This window comes from Streptomyces sp. NBC_00859, from assembly GCF_045161865.1.
Taxonomy (GTDB): domain Bacteria; phylum Actinomycetota; class Actinomycetes; order Streptomycetales; family Streptomycetaceae; genus Streptomyces.
Genome location: NZ_CP108826.1, coordinates 2416329 through 2438476, shown reverse-complemented (window position 1 = coordinate 2438476; position 22148 = coordinate 2416329). Strand labels below are relative to the sequence as shown.

The following is a 22148-nucleotide window of genomic DNA, read 5'->3' as shown; positions in this document are numbered from 1 at the left end:
CGGACGGGGGACAGAAACCCCCGTCCGGTGAGTGAGACTGGTCAAACCGTAGAAGTATGAGAAGTGAGGTCGGATGATGCGTACGCGTCCGCTGAAGGTGGCGCTGCTGGGCTGTGGAGTCGTCGGCTCAGAGGTGGCGCGCATCATGACGACGCACGCCGACGACCTCGCGGCACGCATCGGTGCCCCCGTCGAGCTCGCCGGTGTCGCGGTCCGCCGCCCCTCCAAGGTCCGTGAGGGCATCGACCCCGCGCTCATCACCACGGATGCGATGGCCCTGGTCAAGCGCGGGGACATCGACGTCGTGATCGAGGTCATCGGGGGCATCGAGCCGGCCCGTTCGCTCATCGCCGCCGCCTTCGAGCACGGCGCGAGCGTCGTCTCCGCCAACAAGGCGCTGCTCGCCAAGGGCGGCGCCGAGCTGCACGCGGTCGCCCAGGGGCACGGCAGGGACCTCTACTACGAGGCCGCCGTCGCCGGTGCGATCCCGCTCGTCCGCCCGCTGCGCGAATCGCTCGCGGGCGACAAGGTGAACCGCGTCCTGGGCATCGTCAACGGCACCACGAACTTCATCCTCGACAAGATGGACAGCACCGGCGCCGGCTACTCGGAGGCGCTGGACGAGGCCACCGCGCTCGGATACGCCGAGGCCGACCCCACGGCCGACGTCGAGGGGTTCGACGCCGCGGCCAAGGCCGCGATCCTCGCCGGAATCGCCTTCCACACGCGCGTACGTCTTGACGATGTCCACCGTGAGGGCCTCACCGAGGTCACCGCGGCCGACATCGCGTCCGCCAAGCGCATGGGCTGCACGGTCAAACTGCTCGCCATCTGCGAGCGCGCCGCCGACGGCAGGTCCGTCACCGCCCGCGTCCACCCCGCGATGATCCCGCTCAGCCACCCGCTGGCCTCGGTGCGCGAGGCGTACAACGCGGTGTTCATCGAGGCCGAGGCCGCCGGGCAGCTGATGTTCTACGGCCCCGGCGCCGGTGGCTCACCGACCGCTTCCGCAGTACTCGGCGACCTCGTCGCGGTCTGCCGAAACAGGCTCAACGAGGCCACCGGGCCCGGCGAGTCCGCGTACACGATGCTGCCCGTGAGTCCCATGGGTGATGTCGTCACGCGCTACCACATCAGCCTCGACGTGGCCGACAAGCCTGGCGTTCTCGCCCAGGTCGCCACGGTCTTCGCCGAGCAGGGCGTATCGATCGACACGGTACGCCAGCAGGGCCGGCAGGACGGAGGCGGCGAGGCATCCCTCGTCGTCGTCACCCACCGCGCGCCCGACGCCGCCCTCTCGGGCACCGTCGAGGCGCTGCGCAAGCTCGACACCGTGCTCGGTGTCGCCAGCATCATGCGTGTTGAAGGGGAGTAAGGACCCATGACCACCAAGGGCACCCACCAGTGGCGCGGCATCATCGAGGAGTACCGGGACCGCCTCCCGGTGACGGAAGCGACGCCTGTCGTGACGCTCCGTGAGGGCGGTACGCCGCTCGTCCCCGCGCAGGTCCTCTCGGAGCGCACCGGCTGTGAGGTACACCTCAAGGTCGAGGGCGCCAACCCCACCGGCTCCTTCAAGGACCGGGGGATGACGATGGCGATCACCCACGCCAAGGAGCAGGGCGCCAAGGCTGTCATCTGTGCCTCCACCGGCAACACCTCGGCCTCGGCCGCCGCCTATGCCGTGCGGGCGGGGATGGTCTGTGCGGTCCTGGTGCCGCAGGGGAAGATCGCCCTCGGCAAGATGGGCCAGGCCCTGGTACACGGCGCGAAGATCCTCCAGGTGGACGGCAACTTCGACGACTGCCTCACGCTGGCCCGCTCGCTCTCGGACAACTACCCGGTGGCGCTGGTCAATTCGGTCAATCCGTCCCGTATCGAGGGTCAGAAGACCGGGGCCTTCGAGATCGTCGACGCCCTCGGTGACGCCCCCGACGTCCACGTACTGCCCGTCGGCAACGCCGGTAACATCACGGCGTACTGGAAGGGTTACAAGGAGTACGCGGCGGACGGGCCGGCTACCCGGACCCCTCGCATGTGGGGCTTCCAGGCCTCCGGCTCCGCGCCCATCGTGCGCGGCGAGATCGTCAAGGACCCCTCGACCATCGCCACCGCGATCCGGATCGGGAACCCTGCCTCCTGGCAGTTCGCGCTCGACGCGCGTGAGGAGTCGGACGGTTTCATCGACGAGGTCACCGACCGTCAGATCCTGGCCGCGTACCGGCTGTTGGCCTCGCAGGAGGGCGTCTTCGTGGAGCCCGCGTCGGCCGCTTCGGTCGCCGGTCTGCTGAAGGCGGCGGAAGAGGGCAAGGTCGACCCCGGCCAGCGGATCGTCTGCACGGTCACCGGGAACGGTCTCAAGGACCCGGACTGGGCGGTCGCGGGAGCCCCGCAGCCCGTCACCGTGCCGGTCGACGCCGTGGTGGCCGCCGAGCGGCTGGGCCTGGCCCCGTAGCCTCCGGCCGTCCGGCCGGGTCGCCGTGGAACGCGATTCCGCAGTTCCGCGGCGACCCGGCTGACCGCCTCCGAAGGCCCTGCCCGGCCGGGAGACGCCCCGGCCACGCTCCTGACCTGCTGCGTCACCCGCGGGGGACACCGGTCGGCGGGCCTGTGCGGTCCGGAGCGCATGGGTAGCGTGCGACACGCATCGTGCGCCTCCTGTGCGCCCTATGTCGCGACAGAACCTTCCTTCGATAAGCTGTAGGCAACCCACTCCGCCGCATATGCCGCGGTGTTGCTGCCGTGATGGCCCGCAGGTGCCCGATTGGCCTGTCGGGGTTGTCCGGCCGAGGGGCTCCGGGGGAGTGTTCTCCCGGAAAGCACAGCCGAATTCACCGTACGAATCCCGCGGTCGAAACCAGACTCGCAGTCTCACAAGGAGAGTCGTCAGAGCGATGGCCGGTCCCGCGTTCCGTGCCGCCGCCGTCCGGGTGCGCACCCCTGCCACCAGCGCCAACCTCGGACCGGGCTTCGACGCCTTCGGCCTGTCGCTGGGGCTGTACGACGACGTGGTCGTCCGGGTCGCCGACGCCGGACTGCACGTCGACATCGCAGGTGAGGGAGGAGAGACGCTCCCGCGCGACGAGAGCCATCTGCTCGTACGCTCCCTGCGGACCGCCTTCGACCTGCTCGGCGGACAGCCGCGCGGCCTCGAAGTCGTCTGCGCCAACCGCATCCCGCACGGCCGCGGCCTCGGCTCTTCCTCCGCGGCCATCTGTGCCGGAATCGTCGCCGCGCGGGCCGTGACCATAGGCGGGGCGGAGAAACTCGACGACGAGGCCCTGCTCGAACTCGCCACAGAGATCGAGGGCCACCCCGACAACGTCGCCGCCTGCCTGCTCGGCGGCTTCACGCTGGCCTGGACCGACGGCGGAGCGGCGCGCGCCATCAGGATGGATCCGGCGGAGTCCATCGTTCCGGTGGTCTTCGTCCCCGGCAGGCCGGTGCTCACCGAGACCGCGCGCGGTCTCCTTCCGCGGTCCGTCCCCCATGTGGACGCAGCCGCCAACGCGGGCCGCGCGGCCCTGCTCGTGGAGGCGCTGACCAGGCGCCCCGAGCTGCTGCTCGCGGCGACCGAGGACCGACTGCACCAGGAGTACCGTGCTCCGGCGATGCCCGAGAGCGTGGCCCTGGTCAACCGACTGCGGGCGGACGGCGTCCCCGCGGTCATCTCCGGCGCGGGCCCCACGGTGCTCGCGCTGGTCGAGAGCAGTGCGGCCGACAAGGTCGCACGACTGGCCGGCGAAGGATGGGCGGCCAACCGGCTGCCGCTCGACGCCTCCGGTGCGAACGTCCTGCCGCTGGGTACGTAGGCGCCCGGTTGCCGGTGAACGAGAGGGGGAATATTTGTTGGATCCGGTAGTGTTAACCTCAAGTCTGCACTCGACGTCTTCGCGGCGCGGTGCTCAGAGTCCCCATCAGGGACCGCCTTTTCTTCCGGGAGCCTCCCAAACTGCCTGACAGCCTGCCTGAGCAGTTTCGAGCACGCTCCGGAACCGGCCTCTGCCGGACCCCAAGCACGTCTTGCCCTCCGCCGTACCCCGGCGGACCACCGCCCCGGCGTCGGTTCGCGATCAGTCAAGATCAGAACCGCAGTCGGACAGCACAACCGGTCGCCGAGCCAGACAGGCCGACGCCCGCTCCAGGGAAGGACCCTTCGTGAGCGACACCACCGATCTGATGGGCGTGACTGCCGACAACACTGTCGAGGCCGCGTCCGCCGCCGGTGCTGCCACCGGCAGCACCGCACGGCGCCGCCGCTCCGGCACCGGCCTCGACGGCATGGTCCTGGCCGAGCTGCAGCAGGTCGCGTCCGGCCTCGGCATCAAGGGCACTGCGCGGATGCGCAAGAGCCAGCTGATCGAGGTCATCAAGGAGGCGCAGGCCGGTTCGTCCGCGCCGAAGAGCGCCAAGGCCGACGCCGGCGGCGACGGCGCAGCCGAGACCAAGCCGAAGCGCCGTGCCACTTCCAAGTCGCGCACGGGTGACGAGCCCGCGGCGGCCGAGAAGTCCGCGGCCCAGCAGCAGATCGACATTCCCGGCCAGCCCGCGAGCGACGACCAGCAGCCCACCGGTGAGCGGCGCCGCCGCCGGGCCACCGCCCAGGCCGGCAGCCCCGAGCCCTCGGCGTCCGCCGCCGGGAGCAAGGCCGCCAAGGCCGAGGCCAAGGCCGAGGCCAAGGCCGAGTCGTCCGTGGCCACCGACGTGGCGGCCCCCGCCACGGCTTCGGCTCCGGCCGAGTCCAAGGAGGCCAAGGCGGAGGCGGCCACCGACACCGCCGACGGCCGGCGCGGTGACCGCCAGGACCGCGGCCAGCGCGGTGACCGCCGTGAGCGCCAGGACCGCGGTGACCGGCAGGAGCGCGGCGAGCGCCAGGGCCAGGACCGCGGTGACCGCCAGGAGCGCGGCGACCGTCAGGACCGCGGCGAGCGCGGTGGCCGTGACCGCCGTGACCGGGGCGGCAAGGGCGACGACCAGCAGCAGGGCGGCGGCCAGCGCCCGCAGCGCCAGGGCAACCAGAACAACGGCCCCCGCGCCGACGAGAACGACGACGACTTCGAGGGAGGCCGCCGCGGACGCCGTGGCCGCTACCGCGACCGCCGTGGCCGCCGCGGTGAGCGCCAGGAGTTCGGCGACGCTCCGCAGGTCTCCGACGACGACGTCCTGATCCCCGTCGCGGGCATCCTGGACATCCTCGACAACTACGCGTTCATCCGGACCTCCGGCTACCTGCCGGGCCCCAACGACGTGTACGTGTCGCTCGCCCAGGTCCGCAAGAACGGCCTGCGCAAGGGTGACCACGTCACCGGGGCCGTCCGCCAGCCCAAGGACGGCGAGCGCCGCGAGAAGTTCAACGCGCTCGTCCGCCTCGACTCGGCGAACGGCATGGCGGCCGAATCCGGCCGTGGGCGCCCGGAGTTCCAGAAGCTGACCCCGCTGTACCCCCAGGACCGGCTCCGTCTGGAGACCGACCCGGGTGTGCTGACGACCCGGATCATCGACCTGGTCGCACCGATCGGCAAGGGCCAGCGCGGTCTGATCGTGGCCCCGCCGAAGACCGGTAAGACCATGATCATGCAGGCCATCGCCAACGCGATCACGGTCAACAACCCCGAGTGCCACCTGATGGTCGTCCTCGTCGACGAGCGGCCCGAAGAGGTCACCGACATGCAGCGGTCGGTGAAGGGCGAGGTCATCTCCTCGACCTTCGACCGCCCCGCCGAGGACCACACCACCGTCGCCGAACTGGCCATCGAGCGCGCCAAGCGCCTCGTCGAGCTGGGTCACGACGTGGTCGTGCTGCTCGACTCGATCACCCGCCTGGGCCGTGCGTACAACCTGGCGGCCCCGGCCTCCGGGCGCATCCTCTCCGGTGGTGTCGACTCGACCGCCCTCTACCCGCCGAAGCGCTTCTTCGGTGCCGCGCGGAACATCGAGGACGGCGGCTCGCTGACCATCCTCGCCACCGCGCTGGTCGAGACCGGATCGCGCATGGACGAGGTGATCTTCGAGGAGTTCAAGGGCACCGGCAACATGGAGCTCAAGCTCGACCGGAAGCTCGCCGACAAGCGCATCTTCCCCGCGGTGGACGTCGACCCGTCCGGTACCCGCAAGGAAGAGATCCTCCTCAACGCGGAGGAGCTCGCCATCGTCTGGAAGCTGCGCCGGGTGCTCCACGCGCTCGACTCGCAGCAGGCGATCGAGCTGCTGCTGGACAAGATGAAGAAGACCAAGTCGAACGCCGAGTTCCTGATGCAGATCGCGAAGACGACGCCTTCGCCCGGCAACGGCAACGACTGACCTTCCGTCACGGAACGTCAACTGGCCCGCCCCGTCACGGAAGTGACGGGGCGGGCCAGTTGTGCGTGGTGGGTGTACGGCACTCACGGGCCGCTCACACGCCGGCCACGCCGCCGCCGTGCGGCGCCCGGGGCCGCCGAGATCTTCGCCACAGACCACGCCCCGCCCCGGCCCCCGACAATCCGTGGCGGCGGCCCGAAAACCCCAGGTGGGGAGCGCTTTTACGGCCTTCGCCCGGCTACGCCCCGTGACGTTCGCACCGCTCCGGAGTCACGGACCGTTGTGCAACGATTTTGCGAGATGTGTCGTCTCACAAGTGACGACAGACCGCGCCTGATCTTTCGGGGCAGGAGGTAGCGGGACCACCGAGAAAGCTGGAGGGGACATGGGCGAGCCGCAGAAGGGCAGCCGAATACGGGGCAGCGGCAAACGCCGCAGGAAGGCCTCATCGCGCCGGAAGGCGCTCGTGATCACCGCATGGGTGGCGGCCGGCGTGGTCGTGCTCGGCGGCGGCGGCCTCGGCTTCCTCTACTTCAAGCTCGACGGCAATCTCAAGAGCGTCGACATCAACGCCCAGCTCGGTGCCGACCGCCCGCACAACGTCGACAACGGGTCGATGGACATCCTGGTGCTCGGCTCCGACTCCCGGGCCGGCGCCAACTCCCAGTACGGCAAGGACGAGGGCGGCGCCCGCTCGGACACCGCGATGGTCGTCCACGTGTACAAGGGCCACAAGAAGGCAAGCGTGGTCTCGATACCGCGCGACACCCTGGTCGACCGCCCCGACTGCACCACCTCCAAGGGCGGGACCGCCCCCGGTGCCAAGCAGGCCATGTTCAACACGGCGTACGAGAGCGGTGGCCCGGCCTGCGCGGTGAAGACCGTGGAGCAGATGTCCGGGATCCGGATGGACCACTATCTGGAGGTCGACTTCGCCGGTTTCCAGAAGCTCATCGACGACCTGGGCGGCGTGCCGGTCACCACCAGCAAGGCGATCAACGACGACAAGAGCCACCTGAACCTGAAGGCGGGCGCCCACACCCTCAACGGGAAGGACGCGCTCGGTCTCGTACGGACCAGGCACGGTGTCGGCGACGGCAGCGACCTCGGCCGAATACAGCTGCAGCAGGCGTTCATCAAGGCACTGATCAGCCAGGTCAAGCACGTGGGCATCTTCTCCAGCCCCAACAAGCTCTACAGCCTCGCCGACACCGCCACGAAGACCGTCACCACCGACTCCGACATCGACTCGGTGAAGAGCCTGGCGTCCTTCGCCGACGGTCTCAAGGGCATAGGCGCCGGCTCCACGAAGATGGTGACGATGCCGGTCGAGTACGACCCCTCGGACCCCAACCGCGTGATCCCGCTGGAGGCTGAGTCCCGGCAGGTGTGGACCGCGCTGAAGCAGGACAAGCCGATTCCGGCCTCCGCGACCAAGGGCTCCGCCGGTGACAAGGGCGATGCCGGCAAGGTCGTGACCAGCTCCTGACCGGTCCCCGGGCGGCGGTGGGCGGAATAGATCCGCTCCGCCCCCGGTTCACCGACTGTCCGGAATTTTGACGGGCGGGCCACTCCTGGCAGACTGGTCCGCTGGCCCCGGTTCACGTGTGGACAATTCCGCCCGCACGACCCGGCGCCCTCCCGAAACTAGGAGTCACCTTGAAGCGCGACATCCACCCCGAGTACCACGAGACCCAGGTCAGCTGCACCTGCGGTGCCTCGTTCACCACGTACAGCACCCTCTCCGAAGGCACCATCCGTGCCGAGGTCTGCTCCGAGTGCCACCCGTTCTACACGGGCAAGCAGAAGATCCTCGACACCGGTGGCCGTGTGGCCCGCTTCGAGGCCCGCTTCGGCAAGAAGGCCGCGGACTCCGCCGCCAAGTAGCGAGCTACAGCGCCGGTCGTCGGACGCTCCTCACCGGAGCGCCCGGACCGGCGCTTTTGCCGTCCCGGAAGCAGCCCTTCTTGACGTACGAAAGCAGGAAACCCCGATGTTCGAGGCGGTCGAGGAACTGATCGGCGAACACGCCGGTCTCGAGGAGCAGCTCGCGGACCCGTCGGTCCACTCCGACCAGGCCAACGCGCGCAGGCTCAACAAGCGCTACGCCGAGCTGACCCCGATCGTCTCCACGTACCGTTCCTGGAAGCAGACGGGGGAGGACATCGAGACCGCGCGTGAACTCTCCTACGACGAACCGGAGTTCGCAGCCGAGGTCAAGCTGCTCGACAAGCAGCTCGACGTGCTGACCGAGAAACTCCGGCTGCTCCTGGTGCCCCGCGACCCCAGTGACGACAAGGACATTCTCCTGGAGGTCAAGGCGGGTGCCGGCGGCGACGAGTCCGCCCTGTTCGCGGGCGACCTGCTGCGCATGTACCTGCGCTACGCCGAGCGCGTCGGCTGGAAGACCGAGATCATCGACTCCACCGAGTCCGAACTGGGCGGCTACAAGGACGTCCAGGTCGCGGTGAAGACCAAGGGCGGCAACGGCGCGACCGAGCCCGGCCAGGGTGTCTGGGCGCGACTGAAGTACGAGGGCGGTGTGCACCGCGTGCAGCGCGTGCCCTCCACCGAGTCCCAGGGCCGTATCCACACCTCGGCCGCCGGTGTGCTCGTCACGCCCGAGGCGGAGGAGGTCGACGTCGAGATCCACTCCAACGACCTGCGGATCGACGTCTACCGCTCGTCGGGCCCCGGCGGCCAGTCCGTCAACACCACCGACTCGGCTGTCCGCATCACCCACCTGCCGACCGGCGTCGTCGCCTCCTGCCAGAACGAGAAGAGCCAGCTCCAGAACAAGGAGCAGGCCATGCGCATCCTGCGCTCCCGGCTGCTCGCAGCCGCCCAGGAGGCCGCCGAGCAGGAGGCCTCCGACGTACGCCGCAGCCAGGTCCGCACCGTCGACAGGTCCGAGAAGATCCGGACGTACAACTTCCCGGAAAACCGGATCTCCGACCACCGTGTCGGCTTCAAGGCGTACAACTTGGACCAGGTGCTCGACGGCGACCTGGACGCAGTGATCCAGGCGTGTGTGGACGCGGACTCCGCGGCCAAGCTCGCCGCCGCCCAGTAGTAGCCGGCCCGTACTGGAGAACCGCATGAACCTGCTGCTTGCCGAGGTGGCCCAGGCCACCCAGCGGCTGGCCGACGCCGGCGTGCCCTCCCCGCGCTTCGACGCGGAGGAGCTCGCCGCCTTTGTGCACGGCGTCAAGCGGGGCGAGCTCCACAACGTCAAGGACGCGGACTTCGACGCCCGCTACTGGGAGACCATCGCCCGCCGGGAAGCCCGGGAGCCGCTCCAGCACATCACAGGGCGCGCCTTCTTCCGCTACCTGGAACTCCAGGTCGGCCCCGGGGTGTTCGTACCCCGTCCGGAGACCGAGTCGGTCGTCGGGTGGGCCATAGACGCCGTACGCGCGATGGACGTCGTGGAGCCGCTGATCGTCGACCTCTGCACGGGCTCCGGCGCCATCGCGCTGGCCATGGCCCAGGAGGTGCCGCGCTCGCGCGTGCACGCCGTGGAGCTCTCCGACGACGCGCTGCGCTGGACCCGGAAGAACGCCGAGGGCTCCAGGGTGACCGTCCACCAGGGCGACGCCCTCAGCGCCCTGCCCGAACTCGACGGCCAGGTCGACCTGGTCATCTCCAACCCGCCGTACATCCCGCTCACCGAGTGGGAGTACGTGGCGCCCGAGGCCCGTGACCACGACCCGCAGATGGCGCTCTTCTCCGGCGAGGACGGCCTCGACACGATCCGCGGCATCGAGCGCACCGCCCACCGTCTCCTCGTGCCCGGCGGCGTCGTCGTCATCGAGCACGCCGACACCCAGGGCGGCCAGGTCCCGTGGATCTTCACCGAGGAGCGGGGCTGGGCCGACGCGGCCGACCACCCCGACCTGAACAACCGGCCCCGCTTCGCCACGGCCCGCAAGGCCCTGCCGTGACGATGGCAGGACCGGTTCCGCACCATATTTCTCAGGCTCTGCAGGTTTTGCTCAGGGAGGCCCGCTAAATGGCACGGCGATACGACACCAACGATGCGACCGACCGCACCACCGGTCTGCGTGAAGCCGCGTCCGCCGTCCGCCGGGGCGAGCTCGTCGTACTTCCGACGGACACCGTGTACGGCATCGGCGCCGACGCCTTCAGCTCCGAGGGCGTCGCCGATCTGCTGGACGCCAAGGGGCGCGGCCGCAACATGCCCAGCCCCGTCCTCATCGGCTCCCCGAACACCCTGCACGGCCTGGTCACGGACTTCTCGGAGCAGGCCTGGGAGCTGGTCGACGCCTTCTGGCCGGGCGCGCTGACGCTCGTCGCCAAGCACCAGCCCTCGCTCCAGTGGGACCTCGGGGACACCCGCGGGACCGTCGCCGTACGCATGCCGCTGCACCCGGTCGCCATCGAGCTGCTCACGGAGGTCGGCCCGATGGCCGTCTCCAGCGCCAACCTGACAGGGCACCCCGCGCCGGAGGACTGCGGCGCGGCGCAGGAGATGCTCGGCGACTCCATCTCCGTCTACCTGGACGGCGGCCCCACCCCCGGCATCGTGCCGTCGTCGATCGTCGACGTCACCGGCGAGGTCCCCGTCCTGCTCCGTGCGGGCGCGCTCTCCGCCGAGGAACTGCGCAAGGTGGTACCCGACCTTGAGGTGGCCAATTGACAGCCCCTGAGGGGCGTGGCATAGGCGTGTCCGCCTCCGGCGGCACGTTCAGGATCCTCCACGTCAGCACAGGCAACGTCTGCCGCTCGCCGATCACCGAGCGGCTGACCCGCCATGCCCTGTCGGACCGTCTTGGCTCCGGCCTCGCCGACGGTCTGATCGTGGAGTCCGCGGGCACCTGGGGCCACGAGGGCGCCCCGATGGAGGCCAACGCGGCGACCGTGCTCGCGGACTACGGCGCGGACGCCGGGGGCTTCCTCGGCCGCGAACTTCTCGACGACCACGTGATCCGTGCCGATCTCGTCCTCACCGCGACCCGTGACCACCGGGCCCAGGTGATCTCGATGGGGCACTCGGCGGGGCTGCGGACCTTCACCCTGAAGGAGTTCACCCGGCTGGTACGGGCCATAGACCCGGCGACGCTGCCGGACCCGCTCGACGAGGGCGTGGTCGAGCGGGCACGGGCGCTGGTCCGGGCCGCCGCGGCGCTCCGGGGCTGGCTGCTCGCGCCGACCGTGGAAGCGGACGAGGTGAACGACCCGTACGGGGCGCCGATCACGTTCTTCCGGTCGATCGGTGACGAGATCAACCAGGCGCTCGACCCGGTGGTCACGGCGCTCACAGGTGTGACAGCGCCGCACTGAGGCCCCCGGGTGCGGTGCGGGGCGGTTCCGCGCGGGCCCGTCCGCCGTACGGCAGATCACCGGCAGGCGCCGGCGCGTGGGCCGTCCTACATTGGACGGGACGCCGAGGAGCCCACGATGCCGGTCACCACCACCGCAGCCCACCCAGCCGGCTTCGAGGCCCTGCGCAGGCAGGACCCCGAGATGGCCGACGTGCTCCTCGGCGAGGACGAGCGGCAGGCCGGCTCGCTCCAGCTGATCGCCGCCGAGAACTTCACCTCACCCGCCGTCCTGGCCGCACTCGGCTCGTCGCTGGCCAACAAGTACGCCGAGGGCTACCCCGGAGCCCGCTACCACGGCGGCTGTGAGCTGGCCGATCTCGCCGAGCGGATCGCCTGTGAGCGGGCCGCAGCGCTCTTCGGAGCCGAGCACGCGAACGTCCAGCCGCACTCCGGCTCCTCGGCCGTCCTGGCGGCGTACGCGGCCCTTCTGCGGCCCGGTGACACCGTGCTGGCCATGGGGCTTCCCCACGGTGGTCACCTCACCCACGGTTCGCCCGCCAACTTCTCCGGCAGGTGGTTCGACTTCGTCGGGTACGGCGTGGACGCGCAGACCGGTCTCATCGACTACGACCAGGTGCGGACCCTCGCACGGCAGCACCGCCCCCGGGCGATCGTCTGCGGTTCGATCTCCTATCCCCGCCACCCCGACTACGCGCTCTTCCGGGAGATCGCCGACGAGGCCGGTGCCTACCTCATCGCGGACGCCGCCCACCCGATGGGCCTGATCGCCGGGGGAGCGGCGCCCAGCCCCGTTCCGTACGCGGACGTGGTCTGCGCCACCACCCACAAGGTGCTGCGCGGCCCCCGCGGCGGACTCATCCTCTGCGGGGCCGGGCTCGCCGACCGCATCGACCGCGCGGTCTTCCCGTTCACCCAGGGCGGCGCCCAGATGCACACGATCGCCGCCAAGGCGGTCGCCTTCGGCGAGGCGGCGGCCCCGGCGTTCGCCGCGTACGCGCACCAGGTGGTGGCGAACGCGCGCGTGCTCGCCGCGGGGCTGGCGGCCGAGGGCTTCGCGGTCACCACCGGAGGTACCGACACCCACCTGATCACCGCCGACCCGGCGCCGCTGGGTACCGGCGGCCTGACCGCACGGTCCCTGCTGGCATCGGCCGGGGTGGTGCTGGACACCTGTGCTCTGCCCTACGGTGACGAGCGGGGCATCCGCCTCGGCACCGCCGCCGTCACCACGCAGGGGATGGCGGCGCCCGAGATGGCCGAGATCGCCGGGCTCTTCTCGGCCGCACTGCGCGAAGAGCGGGGAACGCGTGAAGAAGTCCGGGAACTCGCCAGGAGATTTCCGTCGAATTCGGGCTAGAGCGATGTTCGTGCAACCATCGGGGCTACCCGTGTGTCATCCACCCCATGCAGGCCGAAGCTAAGGTGTGGGGCTGAGATGGCCAGCGATATCTGTGGGGCAGCCCGTGCGTGAATACCTGCTGACGCTCTGCGTCACGGCCGCGGTGACGTATCTCCTGACCGGGCCGGTGCGGAAGTTCGCCATCATGGCCGGGGCGATGCCGGAGATCCGTGCCCGTGACGTGCACCGCGAACCGACGCCGAGACTCGGCGGCATCGCCATGTTCGGCGGGCTCTGCGCGGGCCTCCTCGTCGCGGCCCATCTCCAGAACCTCGGGAGCGTCTTCACGCTGTCGCACGAGCCGCGCGCGCTGCTCTCCGGCGCCGGTCTGATCTGGATCATCGGCGTCCTGGACGACAAGTTCGAGATCGACGCCCTGATCAAGCTCGGCGGCCAGATGATCGCGGCCGGCGTGATGGTCATGCAGGGGCTGACGATCCTGTGGCTGCCCATCCCCGGCGTCGGAACCGTCTCGCTCACCTCGTGGCAGGGCACGCTGCTGACCGTCGCGCTGGTGGTGATCACCATCAACGCGGTGAACTTCGTGGACGGCCTGGACGGTCTCGCGGCCGGCATGGTCTGCATCGCCGCCGCGGCCTTCTTCATGTACACGTACCGGATCTGGTACGGGTACGGGATCGAGGCAGCCGCCCCGGCGACCCTCTTCGCCGCCGTGCTGATGGGCATGTGCCTGGGCTTCCTGCCGCACAACATGCATCCGGCCCGGATCTTCATGGGCGACTCGGGGTCGATGATGATCGGCCTGGTGCTCGCCGCCGGAGCGATCTCGGTGACCGGCCAGGTCGACCCGGACGCCATGAGCCTCAACCTGGGAGGCGGGCGCGAGGCCACCCATGCCATGCTTCCCGTCTTCATCCCGCTGCTGATGCCGCTGACGATCATCGCGGTGCCCTTCGCGGACCTGGTGATGGCGATCATCCGGCGCACCTGGAACGGCCAGTCGCCGTTCGCGGCCGACCGCGGCCACCTCCACCACAGGCTCCTGGAGATCGGCCACTCGCACAGCAGGGCTGTGCTGATCATGTACTTCTGGTCGGCCCTGTTCGCCTTCGGCGCCCTGGCCTACTCGGTGCGCTCCACATCCACCTGGATCCTGCTGGCGGTCGTGGTGCTGAGCGCCGTCGGCCTCGTGCTGCTGCTCATGCCGCGCTTCACTCCGCGCGCCCCGAAATGGGCCCAGCATTTCGTCCCGCCCCGATACCGCGGGCGCCGCCGTCCGGCCGCCGGAGCGGAACCGGAGACGGCAGCCGCCACAGAATCCGACGAGTCGGGCAATTCCGCTGAAATGGAAGATCCCACCGCGCTCGTCGGTGTGCACGGAAAAGAGCCGATTCCGGCAGGCGTCAACGGGGCGACAGCAATTGGTCCCCGATCCGGGCTTCCTGATCGACGCGATACCAGGACGTGGCGTTGAGCATTTGACTCAACAGCCGCCAATATCAGGCAAACCGGCGGCTCGCGTGCACAGACGCGCAGATTGACTCTCATGTGTGACGGGCAGCACACCATCATGGTAAAGACCTCATCAAATAGTTTGTGATAGCGTTCACTACCACCGGTTGAAGCACCGAAAGGCCTTGGTAGGAAGGTCTTTTGGGCGAGCCGCAGCTGTCTCCCGGCGCATCTCCCGGCGCTAACCTCTGATCGACGTAAGACCATCGACGAGTCGCCGTCAGTCACCACATGCATATCCACCCCCCAACTCCTTCTGGAGCTGTTCGCATGCCGTCCAACGACGCCCGGATCCTCCGGGGCGCGACGATCATCGCTGCCCCTGTCGGTATTGTCGCCACCGTTGTCAGTGCGCTCGTCGCCGGCGAGAAGGGCCTGATCGGCGGACTGGTGGCACTGGCCGTCGTCGGTGTCTTCTTCGTGCTCGGGTTCGCCGCCCTGATGCGCATCACCCGGGACAAGCCTCAGGTGGCGATGACGGCAGGCCTGCTGGTCTACGCCGTGCAGATCCTGCTCATCGGTGTCTTCATCATCGCTTTCGGTCACACGACACTGTTCAACGGCCGCGCGTTCGCCCTGACTCTGCTGGTCACCGCGCTGGCATGGGTGGGAGGCCAGGTCCGGCACAGTCTCACGAGCCGCATGCTCTATGTGGATCCTGAGCCCTCCGTCCCCGCCAAGGGGCCGGCGGACCTGGCGAAGACGGAGTCCTGATCATGGGGTGTAGGGGGGGCCTAAAGGGAGTTGATCCCGGTCTGCTATCGTCCGGAATCGCTTCCAGTGAAGGCCCCTCCCGCCTGATGGGCGGAGGAGGGTGCAGCCCTCACGACCGGCGGCGTACTCGGCCCGGCAGCTGTGAACACGGCGCGGAATCCGGGATGCCCGGTCCTCGGCGGATGCTTCCAGCACACCGCGGCGGCACCGCCACACCACCACGTCCCCAGTGCCGACAAGCGGCCCCAGCAGCCGCGCTGACACACAAGGTTGCCGTTACTTATGCGTCACGACGAAGGAGTCACGGGTGAGTGCCCAAACGCTGCTCGCTGAAAGCGGGTGCCACATCAATGCGGACTGTGGCTTCCCGGCGCCGGGCCTCCACTCGTTCGACTTCAAGCCGATCTTCAGCATCGGCAGCTTCGACTTCACCAAGCCGATGCTTCTCGCAGTCATCTGCATGCTGCTTGTTGTCGGTTTCTTCTGGGCCGCTTTCAACAAGCCGAAGCTGGTGCCGGGGAAGTTCCAGCTGGTCGGCGAGATCGGTTACAACTTCGTCGCGCGGAGCATTGCCAGGGAAGTGATCGGCAAGAAGGGCAACAAGTACGTCCCCTTCCTCACGTCGATCTTCTTCTTCGTGTGGATCATGAACGTGATGTCCATCATTCCGCTGGCACAGTTCCCGGCCACTTCGCGCTTCGCGTTCCCGGTCGGACTTGCCGCGCTGGTGTTCATCACGTACATGTACCTCACGTTCAAGACGCACGGTTTCAAGGGCGGCGTCAAGAACCTGGTCTGGATCGAGGGTCTGCCCAAGCCGCTCGTGCCGCTGATCGTGCTCCTGGAGTTCATCCAGAACGTGATCACCCGGCCGTTCACCCTCGCGGTGCGACTCTGGGCCAACATGTTCGCCGGCCACATGCTGATCGTCATGTTCAGCGTTGCCAGCTGGTACCTGCTCACCCCCTCTTTCCTGTCGGCCGTCGCGGGCGGTTCCTTCGTCCTGGCCGTCGGTATGACCGCCTTCGAGGTGCTGATCCAGTTCCTCCAGGCGTATATCTTCACGCTGCTCGCCTCGATCTACATCAGCGGAGCGCTTGAAGAGGGTCACTGACCCCCGCGCCCGTCCCCATCAGACCTCCGCTGGGAAGTCCCCCAGCGGATCGCATCACACAGGAAGACAGGAAGATGTCTGCCGAGCTTGTCAACCTCGCCGCCAGCAACATTTCTATTCAGGGAAACCTGGGCGCCGTCGCCTACGGTCTCGCCGCGATCGGCCCCGGTGTCGGTATCGGTCTGGTCTTCGGCCACTCGATCGAGGCCATGGCCCGCCAGCCCGAGGCCATGCCGATCATCCGTACCAACATGTTCCTGGGCTTCGCGCTCTGTGAGGTCCTCGCGCTTCTCGGCCTGGTCGTCCCCTTCATCTTCTCGGCCAAGTAGCAGTACCGGACGAAAGGTTCAGACATGATGACCTTCCTGGCGGAAGCGGGGGCGCAGAATCCGCTGATCCCCGAAATCCCGGAACTGATTGTCGGCCTGCTCTGCTTCTTCATCGTCTTCGGCATTCTCGGAAAGAAGCTCCTGCCGAACATCCAGAAGACTCTGGATGAGCGTCAGGACGCGATCGAGGGTGGTCTCGAGCGGGCGGCCGAGGCTCAGGCCGAGGCGACTCAGACGCTCGAGCAGTACAAGGCACAGCTCGCCGAGGCCAGGCACGAGGCTGCACGCCTGCGCCAGGAAGCGACCGAGCAGGGCGCCACGATCATCGAGGAGATGCGGGCGGAAGGCCAGCGGCAGCGCGAGGAGATCGTCGCCGCGGGTCACGCCCAGATCGAGACGGACCGCAAGGCCACGGCCGCCGCGCTCCGTCAGGACGTGGGCAAGCTCGCGACCGAGCTGGCCGGAAAGCTCGTCGGCGAGTCCCTCGAGGACCACGCCCGGCAGAGCCGTACGGTCGACCGCTTCCTCGACGACCTCGAGGACAGCGCTTCGAAGGCCGAGGCCACGCGATGAACGGAGCGAGCCGCGAGGCGCTGGCCGCCGCACGTGAGCGTCTTGAGGCGCTGACCGACACCCCGTCGGTCGACGCCACGCAGCTCGCGGACCAGCTGGCCGAGGTCACCACGCTGCTCGACCGCGAGGTGACCCTGCGCCGGGTCCTCACCGAGCCGGCGCGGGAGGGCGAGGCCAAGGCCGCGCTCGTGGGGCAGCTGCTGTCCGGACAGGTGGGCGGCCCGGCCGTCGACCTGGTCGCCGGCATGGTCCGTTCCCGCTGGTCGCGTTCGCGTGACCTGGTCGACTCGGTGGAGGAGCTCGCAGCCACCGCCGATCTGACCGCGGCCCAGCAGGCCGGTGCACTCGACGACGTCGAGGACGAGCTGTTCCGGTTCGGCCGGATCGTCGAGTCGAGCACCGCACTGCGAGCCGCGCTCACCGACCGTGCGGCCACCGTCACCGCCAAGAGCGAGCTGCTGCGCAGCCTGCTCGGCGGCCGTGCGAACGCGGTCACCGAGCGTCTGGTCGTGCGTCTCGTGACGCACCCCAGGGGACGTAGCCTGGAGGCGGGTCTCCAGACCCTGTCCAGGCTCGCTGCCGCGCGCCGGGACCGTGTCGTCGCCGTCGTCACATCGGCGGTGCCGCTCACCGACGGGCAGAAGCAGCGTCTCGGCGCCGCGCTGGCGAAGCTGTACGGCCGCCAGATGCATCTGAACCTGGACGTGGACCCCGAGGTCCTCGGCGGGATCTCGGTGCGAGTCGGTGAAGAGGTCATCAACGGCACGATCGCCGAGCGTCTCGACGAGGCGTCCAGGCGACTGGCCGGCTGAGGCTGCCGGCACAACAGCAGAGCAAGAAGAGCGGCCCGGTTGGGCCGTGCAGAAATTGCAGAAGATTCCTGGGGGTCGCCCCCAGACCCCCAAAGACTTCGGGCCCAACAAGGAGAGCAGGGAACCCAGATGGCGGAGCTCACGATCCGGCCGGAGGAGATCCGGGATGCGCTGGAGAACTTTGTCCAGTCGTACAAGCCGGACGCGGCCTCGCGCGAGGAGGTCGGTACGGTCAGCGTGGCCGGCGACGGTATTGCCAAGATCGAGGGTCTTCCCTCGGCCATGGCGAACGAGCTGCTGAAGTTCGAGGACGGCACGCTCGGTCTTGCGCTGAACCTCGAAGAGCGCGAGATCGGTGCTGTTGTTCTCGGTGAGTTCAGCGGTATCGAGGAGGGCCAGCCGGTGCAGCGCACCGGTGAGGTGCTCTCGGTAGGTGTGGGCGAGGGCTACCTCGGCCGCGTCGTCGACCCGCTCGGCAACCCGATCGACGGCCTCGGCGAGATCGCGACCGACGGCCGCCGTGCGCTGGAGCTGCAGGCTCCCGGCGTCATGGTGCGTAAGTCGGTGCACGAGCCGATGCAGACCGGCTACAAGGCTGTCGACGCGATGGTGCCGATCGGCCGTGGCCAGCGTCAGCTGGTCATCGGCGACCGCCAGACCGGCAAGACCGCCCTGGCCGTCGACACGATCATCAACCAGCGTGACAACTGGCGCTCCGGCGACGAGAAGAAGCAGGTCCGCTGCATCTACGTCGCCATCGGCCAGAAGGGCTCCACCATCGCGTCCGTGCGCGGTGCGCTGGAGGAGGCGGGTGCCCTGGAGTACACGACGATCGTCGCTGCTCCGGCCTCCGACCCGGCCGGCTTCAAGTACCTGGCGCCGTACACCGGTTCGGCCATCGGCCAGCACTGGATGTACGCAGGCAAGCACGTCCTGATCATCTTCGACGACCTGTCGAAGCAGGCCGACGCCTACCGCGCCGTCTCGCTGCTGCTGCGCCGTCCGCCGGGCCGTGAGGCCTACCCGGGCGACGTCTTCTACCTGCACTCCCGTCTGCTGGAGCGCTGCGCGAAGCTCTCCGACGAGATGGGTGCCGGTTCGATGACGGGCCTCCCGATCGTCGAGACCAAGGCGAACGACGTGTCGGCGTTCATCCCGACCAACGTCATCTCCATCACCGACGGCCAGTGCTTCCTGGAATCCGACCTGTTCAACGCCGGGCAGCGGCCCGCGCTGAACGTCGGTATCTCGGTCTCCCGTGTCGGTGGCTCCGCCCAGCACAAGGCCATGCGCCAGGTGTCCGGCCGCCTCCGTGTGGACCTCGCCCAGTACCGCGAGCTGGAGGCGTTCGCCGCCTTCGGTTCCGACCTGGACGCGGCCTCCAAGGCGTCGCTGGAGCGCGGTAAGCGCATGGTCGAGCTGCTGAAGCAGGGCCAGTACCAGCCGATGCCGGTCGAGGAGCAGGTTGTCTCCGTCTGGGCCGGCACCACCGGCAAGATGGACGACGTACCGGTCGAGGACATCCGCCGCTTCGAGGAGGAGCTGCTGGAGCACCTGCGCCGTGAGCGCAAGGAACTCCTCACCTCCATCCGCGAGGGCGCCAAGATGTCGGACGACACCGTGACCGCGATCGGTGACGCCATCGCCGGGTTCAAGCGGCAGTTCGAGACCTCGGACGGCAAGCTCCTCGGCGACGACGCGCCGGCCGTCAGCGTCTCCAAGTGACGACGGAAGGGACCTGACTCATGGGAGCCCAGCTCCGGGTCTACAAGCGTCGCATCCGATCCGTCACCGCGACCAAGAAGATCACCAAGGCGATGGAGATGATCGCCGCCTCGCGCATCGTCAAGGCGCAGCGCAAGGTGCAGGCATCGATGCCGTACGCCAACGAGCTCACCCGTGCGGTGACCGCGGTGGCGACCGGCTCCAACACCAAGCACGCCCTGACCACGGAGGCCGAGAACCCGGTCCGGGCCGCAGTCCTGCTCATCACGAGCGACCGCGGTCTGGCCGGCGGGTACTCCTCCAACGCCATCAAGGCGGCGGAGCGGCTCACCGAGCGGCTCCGCGGTGAGGGCAAGGACGTCGACACCTACGTCGTCGGCCGCAAGGGTGTCGCCTACTACGGCTTCCGTGAGCGCAAGGTCTCGGAGTCGTGGGGCGGTTTCACCGACAACCCGACGTACGCGGATGCCAAGAACGTCTCGGCACCGCTGATCGCGGCGGTCCAGCAGGACACGGCCGAAGGCGGTCTGGACGAGCTCCACATCGTCTTCACCGAGTTCCAGTCGATGCTGACGCAGACGCCGGTCGAGAACCGGCTGCTGCCGCTCAGTCTCGACAAGTCCGCCGAGGAGTCGGACACGAAGGCCGAAGTGCCTCCGCTGTTCGAGTTCGAACCGTCGGCGGAGGGCGTTCTCGACGCACTGCTGCCGCGTTACGTCGAGAGCCGTGTCTACAACGCGCTTCTGCAGTCGGCTGCTTCCGAGCACGCCGCACGCCGTCGCGCGATGAAGTCGGCCACCGACAACGCCGGGGATCTCGTCAAGAGCCTCTCCCGGCTTGCCAATGCGGCCCGCCAGGCCGAAATCACCCAGGAAATCAGCGAGATCGTCGGTGGCTCAAGCGCCCTGGCCGACGCGACCGCGGGGAGTGACAAGTAAATGACGACGACTATCGACGAGGCGGCGACGGCCGCCGCCATGGGCCGTGTTGCCCGGGTCATCGGCCCGGTCGTCGACGTGGAGTTCCCCGTCGACGCGATGCCGGAGATCTACAACGCCCTGAAGGTCGAGGTTGCGGACCCGGCCGAGGACGGCAAGCTCAAGACCCTGACCCTCGAAGTCGCCCAGCACCTGGGTGACGGAGTGATCCGCGCGATCTCGATGCAGCCCACCGACGGCCTGGTCCGCCAGGCCCCGGTGGTCAACACCGGCAACGGCATCACGGTGCCGGTCGGCGACATCACCAAGGGCAAGGTCTTCAACACCCTCGGCGAGATCCTGAACCACCCCGAGGCCGAGTCGGAGATCACCGAGCGCTGGCCGATCCACCGCAAGGCTCCGGCCTTCGACCAGCTCGAGTCGAAGACCAAGATGTTCGAGACCGGCATCAAGGTCATCGACCTTCTCACCCCGTACGTCACGGGTGGAAAGATCGGTCTGTTCGGTGGTGCCGGTGTCGGCAAGACCGTCCTGATCCAGGAAATGATCTACCGCGTGGCGAACAACCACGACGGTGTGTCGGTGTTCGCGGGCGTCGGTGAGCGTACCCGTGAGGGCAACGACCTGATCGAGGAGATGGCCGAGTCCGGCGTCATCGACAAGACGGCGCTTGTCTTCGGTCAGATGGACGAGCCCCCGGGCACGCGTCTGCGGGTCGCCCTGGCCGGTCTGACCATGGCGGAGTACTTCCGCGATGTGCAGAAGCAGGACGTGCTCTTCTTCATCGACAACATCTTCCGTTACACCCAGGCCGGTTCCGAGGTGTCCACCCTGCTCGGCCGTATGCCGTCCGCGGTGGGTTACCAGCCGAACCTGGCCGACGAGATGGGTCTGCTGCAGGAGCGCATCACCTCGACGCGCGGTCACTCGATCACCTCGATGCAGGCGATCTACGTCCCCGCGGACGACCTGACCGACCCGGCGCCGGCGACCACCTTCGCCCACCTGGACGCGACGACCGTGCTGTCCCGTCCGATCTCGGAGAAGGGCATCTACCCGGCGGTCGACCCGCTGGACTCGACGTCCCGCATCCTGGACCCGCGTTACATCGCGAAGGACCACTACGACGCCGCGCTGCGCGTCAAGGGTGTCCTTCAGAAGTACAAGGACCTCCAGGACATCATCGCGATCCTCGGTATCGACGAGCTGGGCGAGGAGGACAAGCTCACTGTCCACCGCGCCCGTCGTGTCGAGCGCTTCCTGTCGCAGAACACCCACGTCGCCAAGCAGTTCACCGGCGTGGACGGTTCGGACGTGCCGCTCGACGAGTCGATCACCGCGTTCAACGCGATCTGCGACGGTGACTACGACCACTTCCCCGAGCAGGCGTTCTTCATGTGCGGTGGCATTGAGGACCTCAAGGCCAACGCCAAGGAGCTCGGCGTCTCCTGAGCCGGGTCACCCG

General features: G+C 68.7%; 20 protein-coding genes. All 20 read left to right on the top strand.

The features are described 5' to 3' along the window. The first annotated feature begins 73 nt into the window (after nt 1-73). Nucleotides 74-1375, top strand: a complete 1302-nt coding sequence (locus OG584_RS10130) for a homoserine dehydrogenase (protein WP_405777163.1) — start codon at nt 74-76, stop codon at nt 1373-1375. Nucleotides 1376-1381: 6 nt separating this feature from the next. Then, nucleotides 1382-2455, top strand: coding sequence for a threonine synthase (gene thrC / locus OG584_RS10125; RefSeq protein ID WP_405777161.1), 1074 nt, complete (start codon nt 1382-1384; stop codon nt 2453-2455). A gap of 439 nt (nt 2456-2894) precedes the next feature. Further along, entirely contained in the window at nt 2895-3812 is a 918-nt protein-coding gene (thrB, locus tag OG584_RS10120) for a homoserine kinase (RefSeq protein ID WP_405777159.1), read from the top strand. A 346-nt stretch (nt 3813-4158) separates the two neighbouring features. Beyond that, complete coding sequence (rho, locus tag OG584_RS10115; RefSeq protein ID WP_405777157.1) at nt 4159-6300, top strand: transcription termination factor Rho; 2142 nt, start codon at nt 4159-4161, stop codon at nt 6298-6300. A gap of 385 nt (nt 6301-6685) precedes the next feature. After that, on the top strand, nt 6686-7789 hold the full coding sequence (locus tag OG584_RS10110) for an LCP family protein (RefSeq protein ID WP_405777155.1): 1104 nt from the start codon (nt 6686-6688) through the stop codon (nt 7787-7789). Between the two features lie 170 nt (nt 7790-7959). Beyond that, nucleotides 7960-8187 carry a 50S ribosomal protein L31 gene (gene rpmE, locus OG584_RS10105; RefSeq protein WP_405777154.1) on the top strand — a complete coding sequence of 76 codons (228 nt, stop codon included), beginning with the start codon at nt 7960-7962 and terminating at the stop codon, nt 8185-8187. 106 nt (nt 8188-8293) lie between these two features. After that, nucleotides 8294-9373, top strand: a complete 1080-nt coding sequence (gene prfA / locus OG584_RS10100; protein WP_405777152.1) for a peptide chain release factor 1 — start codon at nt 8294-8296, stop codon at nt 9371-9373. 25 nt (nt 9374-9398) lie between these two features. Beyond that, nucleotides 9399-10244: a peptide chain release factor N(5)-glutamine methyltransferase gene (gene prmC / locus OG584_RS10095; RefSeq protein WP_405777150.1), complete on the top strand. Its 846-nt coding sequence runs from the start codon at nt 9399-9401 to the stop codon at nt 10242-10244. Nucleotides 10245-10312: 68 nt separating this feature from the next. Next, on the top strand, nt 10313-10960 hold the full coding sequence (locus tag OG584_RS10090; protein WP_405777148.1) for an L-threonylcarbamoyladenylate synthase: 648 nt from the start codon (nt 10313-10315) through the stop codon (nt 10958-10960). Continuing rightward, complete coding sequence (locus tag OG584_RS10085) at nt 10957-11604, top strand: protein-tyrosine-phosphatase (RefSeq protein ID WP_405777147.1); 648 nt, start codon at nt 10957-10959, stop codon at nt 11602-11604. Before OG584_RS10090 ends, OG584_RS10085 begins: the two co-directional genes overlap by 4 nt. A 117-nt stretch (nt 11605-11721) precedes the next feature. Next, a complete protein-coding gene (glyA, locus tag OG584_RS10080) occupies nt 11722-12963 on the top strand; it encodes a serine hydroxymethyltransferase (protein WP_405777145.1) in 1242 nt (413 codons plus the stop codon). A gap of 106 nt (nt 12964-13069) precedes the next feature. Beyond that, complete coding sequence (locus tag OG584_RS10075; protein WP_405777143.1) at nt 13070-14440, top strand: MraY family glycosyltransferase; 1371 nt, start codon at nt 13070-13072, stop codon at nt 14438-14440. Between the two features lie 308 nt (nt 14441-14748). Then, nucleotides 14749-15192, top strand: a complete 444-nt coding sequence (locus OG584_RS10070) for a hypothetical protein (protein WP_405777141.1) — start codon at nt 14749-14751, stop codon at nt 15190-15192. 307 nt (nt 15193-15499) lie between these two features. Continuing rightward, on the top strand, nt 15500-16306 hold the full coding sequence (gene atpB / locus OG584_RS10065; RefSeq protein ID WP_405777140.1) for a F0F1 ATP synthase subunit A: 807 nt from the start codon (nt 15500-15502) through the stop codon (nt 16304-16306). Between the two features lie 74 nt (nt 16307-16380). Then, on the top strand, nt 16381-16635 hold the full coding sequence (gene atpE, locus OG584_RS10060) for an ATP synthase F0 subunit C (protein WP_405777138.1): 255 nt from the start codon (nt 16381-16383) through the stop codon (nt 16633-16635). A 24-nt stretch (nt 16636-16659) separates the two neighbouring features. After that, nucleotides 16660-17208 carry a F0F1 ATP synthase subunit B gene (locus OG584_RS10055; protein WP_405777137.1) on the top strand — a complete coding sequence of 183 codons (549 nt, stop codon included), beginning with the start codon at nt 16660-16662 and terminating at the stop codon, nt 17206-17208. Continuing rightward, nucleotides 17205-18020, top strand: a complete 816-nt coding sequence (locus tag OG584_RS10050; protein WP_405777135.1) for a F0F1 ATP synthase subunit delta — start codon at nt 17205-17207, stop codon at nt 18018-18020. The genes OG584_RS10055 and OG584_RS10050 overlap by 4 nt, the downstream gene beginning before the upstream one ends. A 129-nt stretch (nt 18021-18149) precedes the next feature. Beyond that, a complete protein-coding gene (gene atpA / locus OG584_RS10045; protein WP_405777133.1) occupies nt 18150-19745 on the top strand; it encodes a F0F1 ATP synthase subunit alpha in 1596 nt (531 codons plus the stop codon). Between the two features lie 20 nt (nt 19746-19765). Beyond that, nucleotides 19766-20683 carry a F0F1 ATP synthase subunit gamma gene (locus tag OG584_RS10040; protein WP_405777131.1) on the top strand — a complete coding sequence of 306 codons (918 nt, stop codon included), beginning with the start codon at nt 19766-19768 and terminating at the stop codon, nt 20681-20683. Beyond that, on the top strand, nt 20684-22135 hold the full coding sequence (atpD, locus tag OG584_RS10035) for a F0F1 ATP synthase subunit beta (protein WP_405777129.1): 1452 nt from the start codon (nt 20684-20686) through the stop codon (nt 22133-22135). Nucleotides 22136-22148 lie beyond the last annotated feature (13 nt).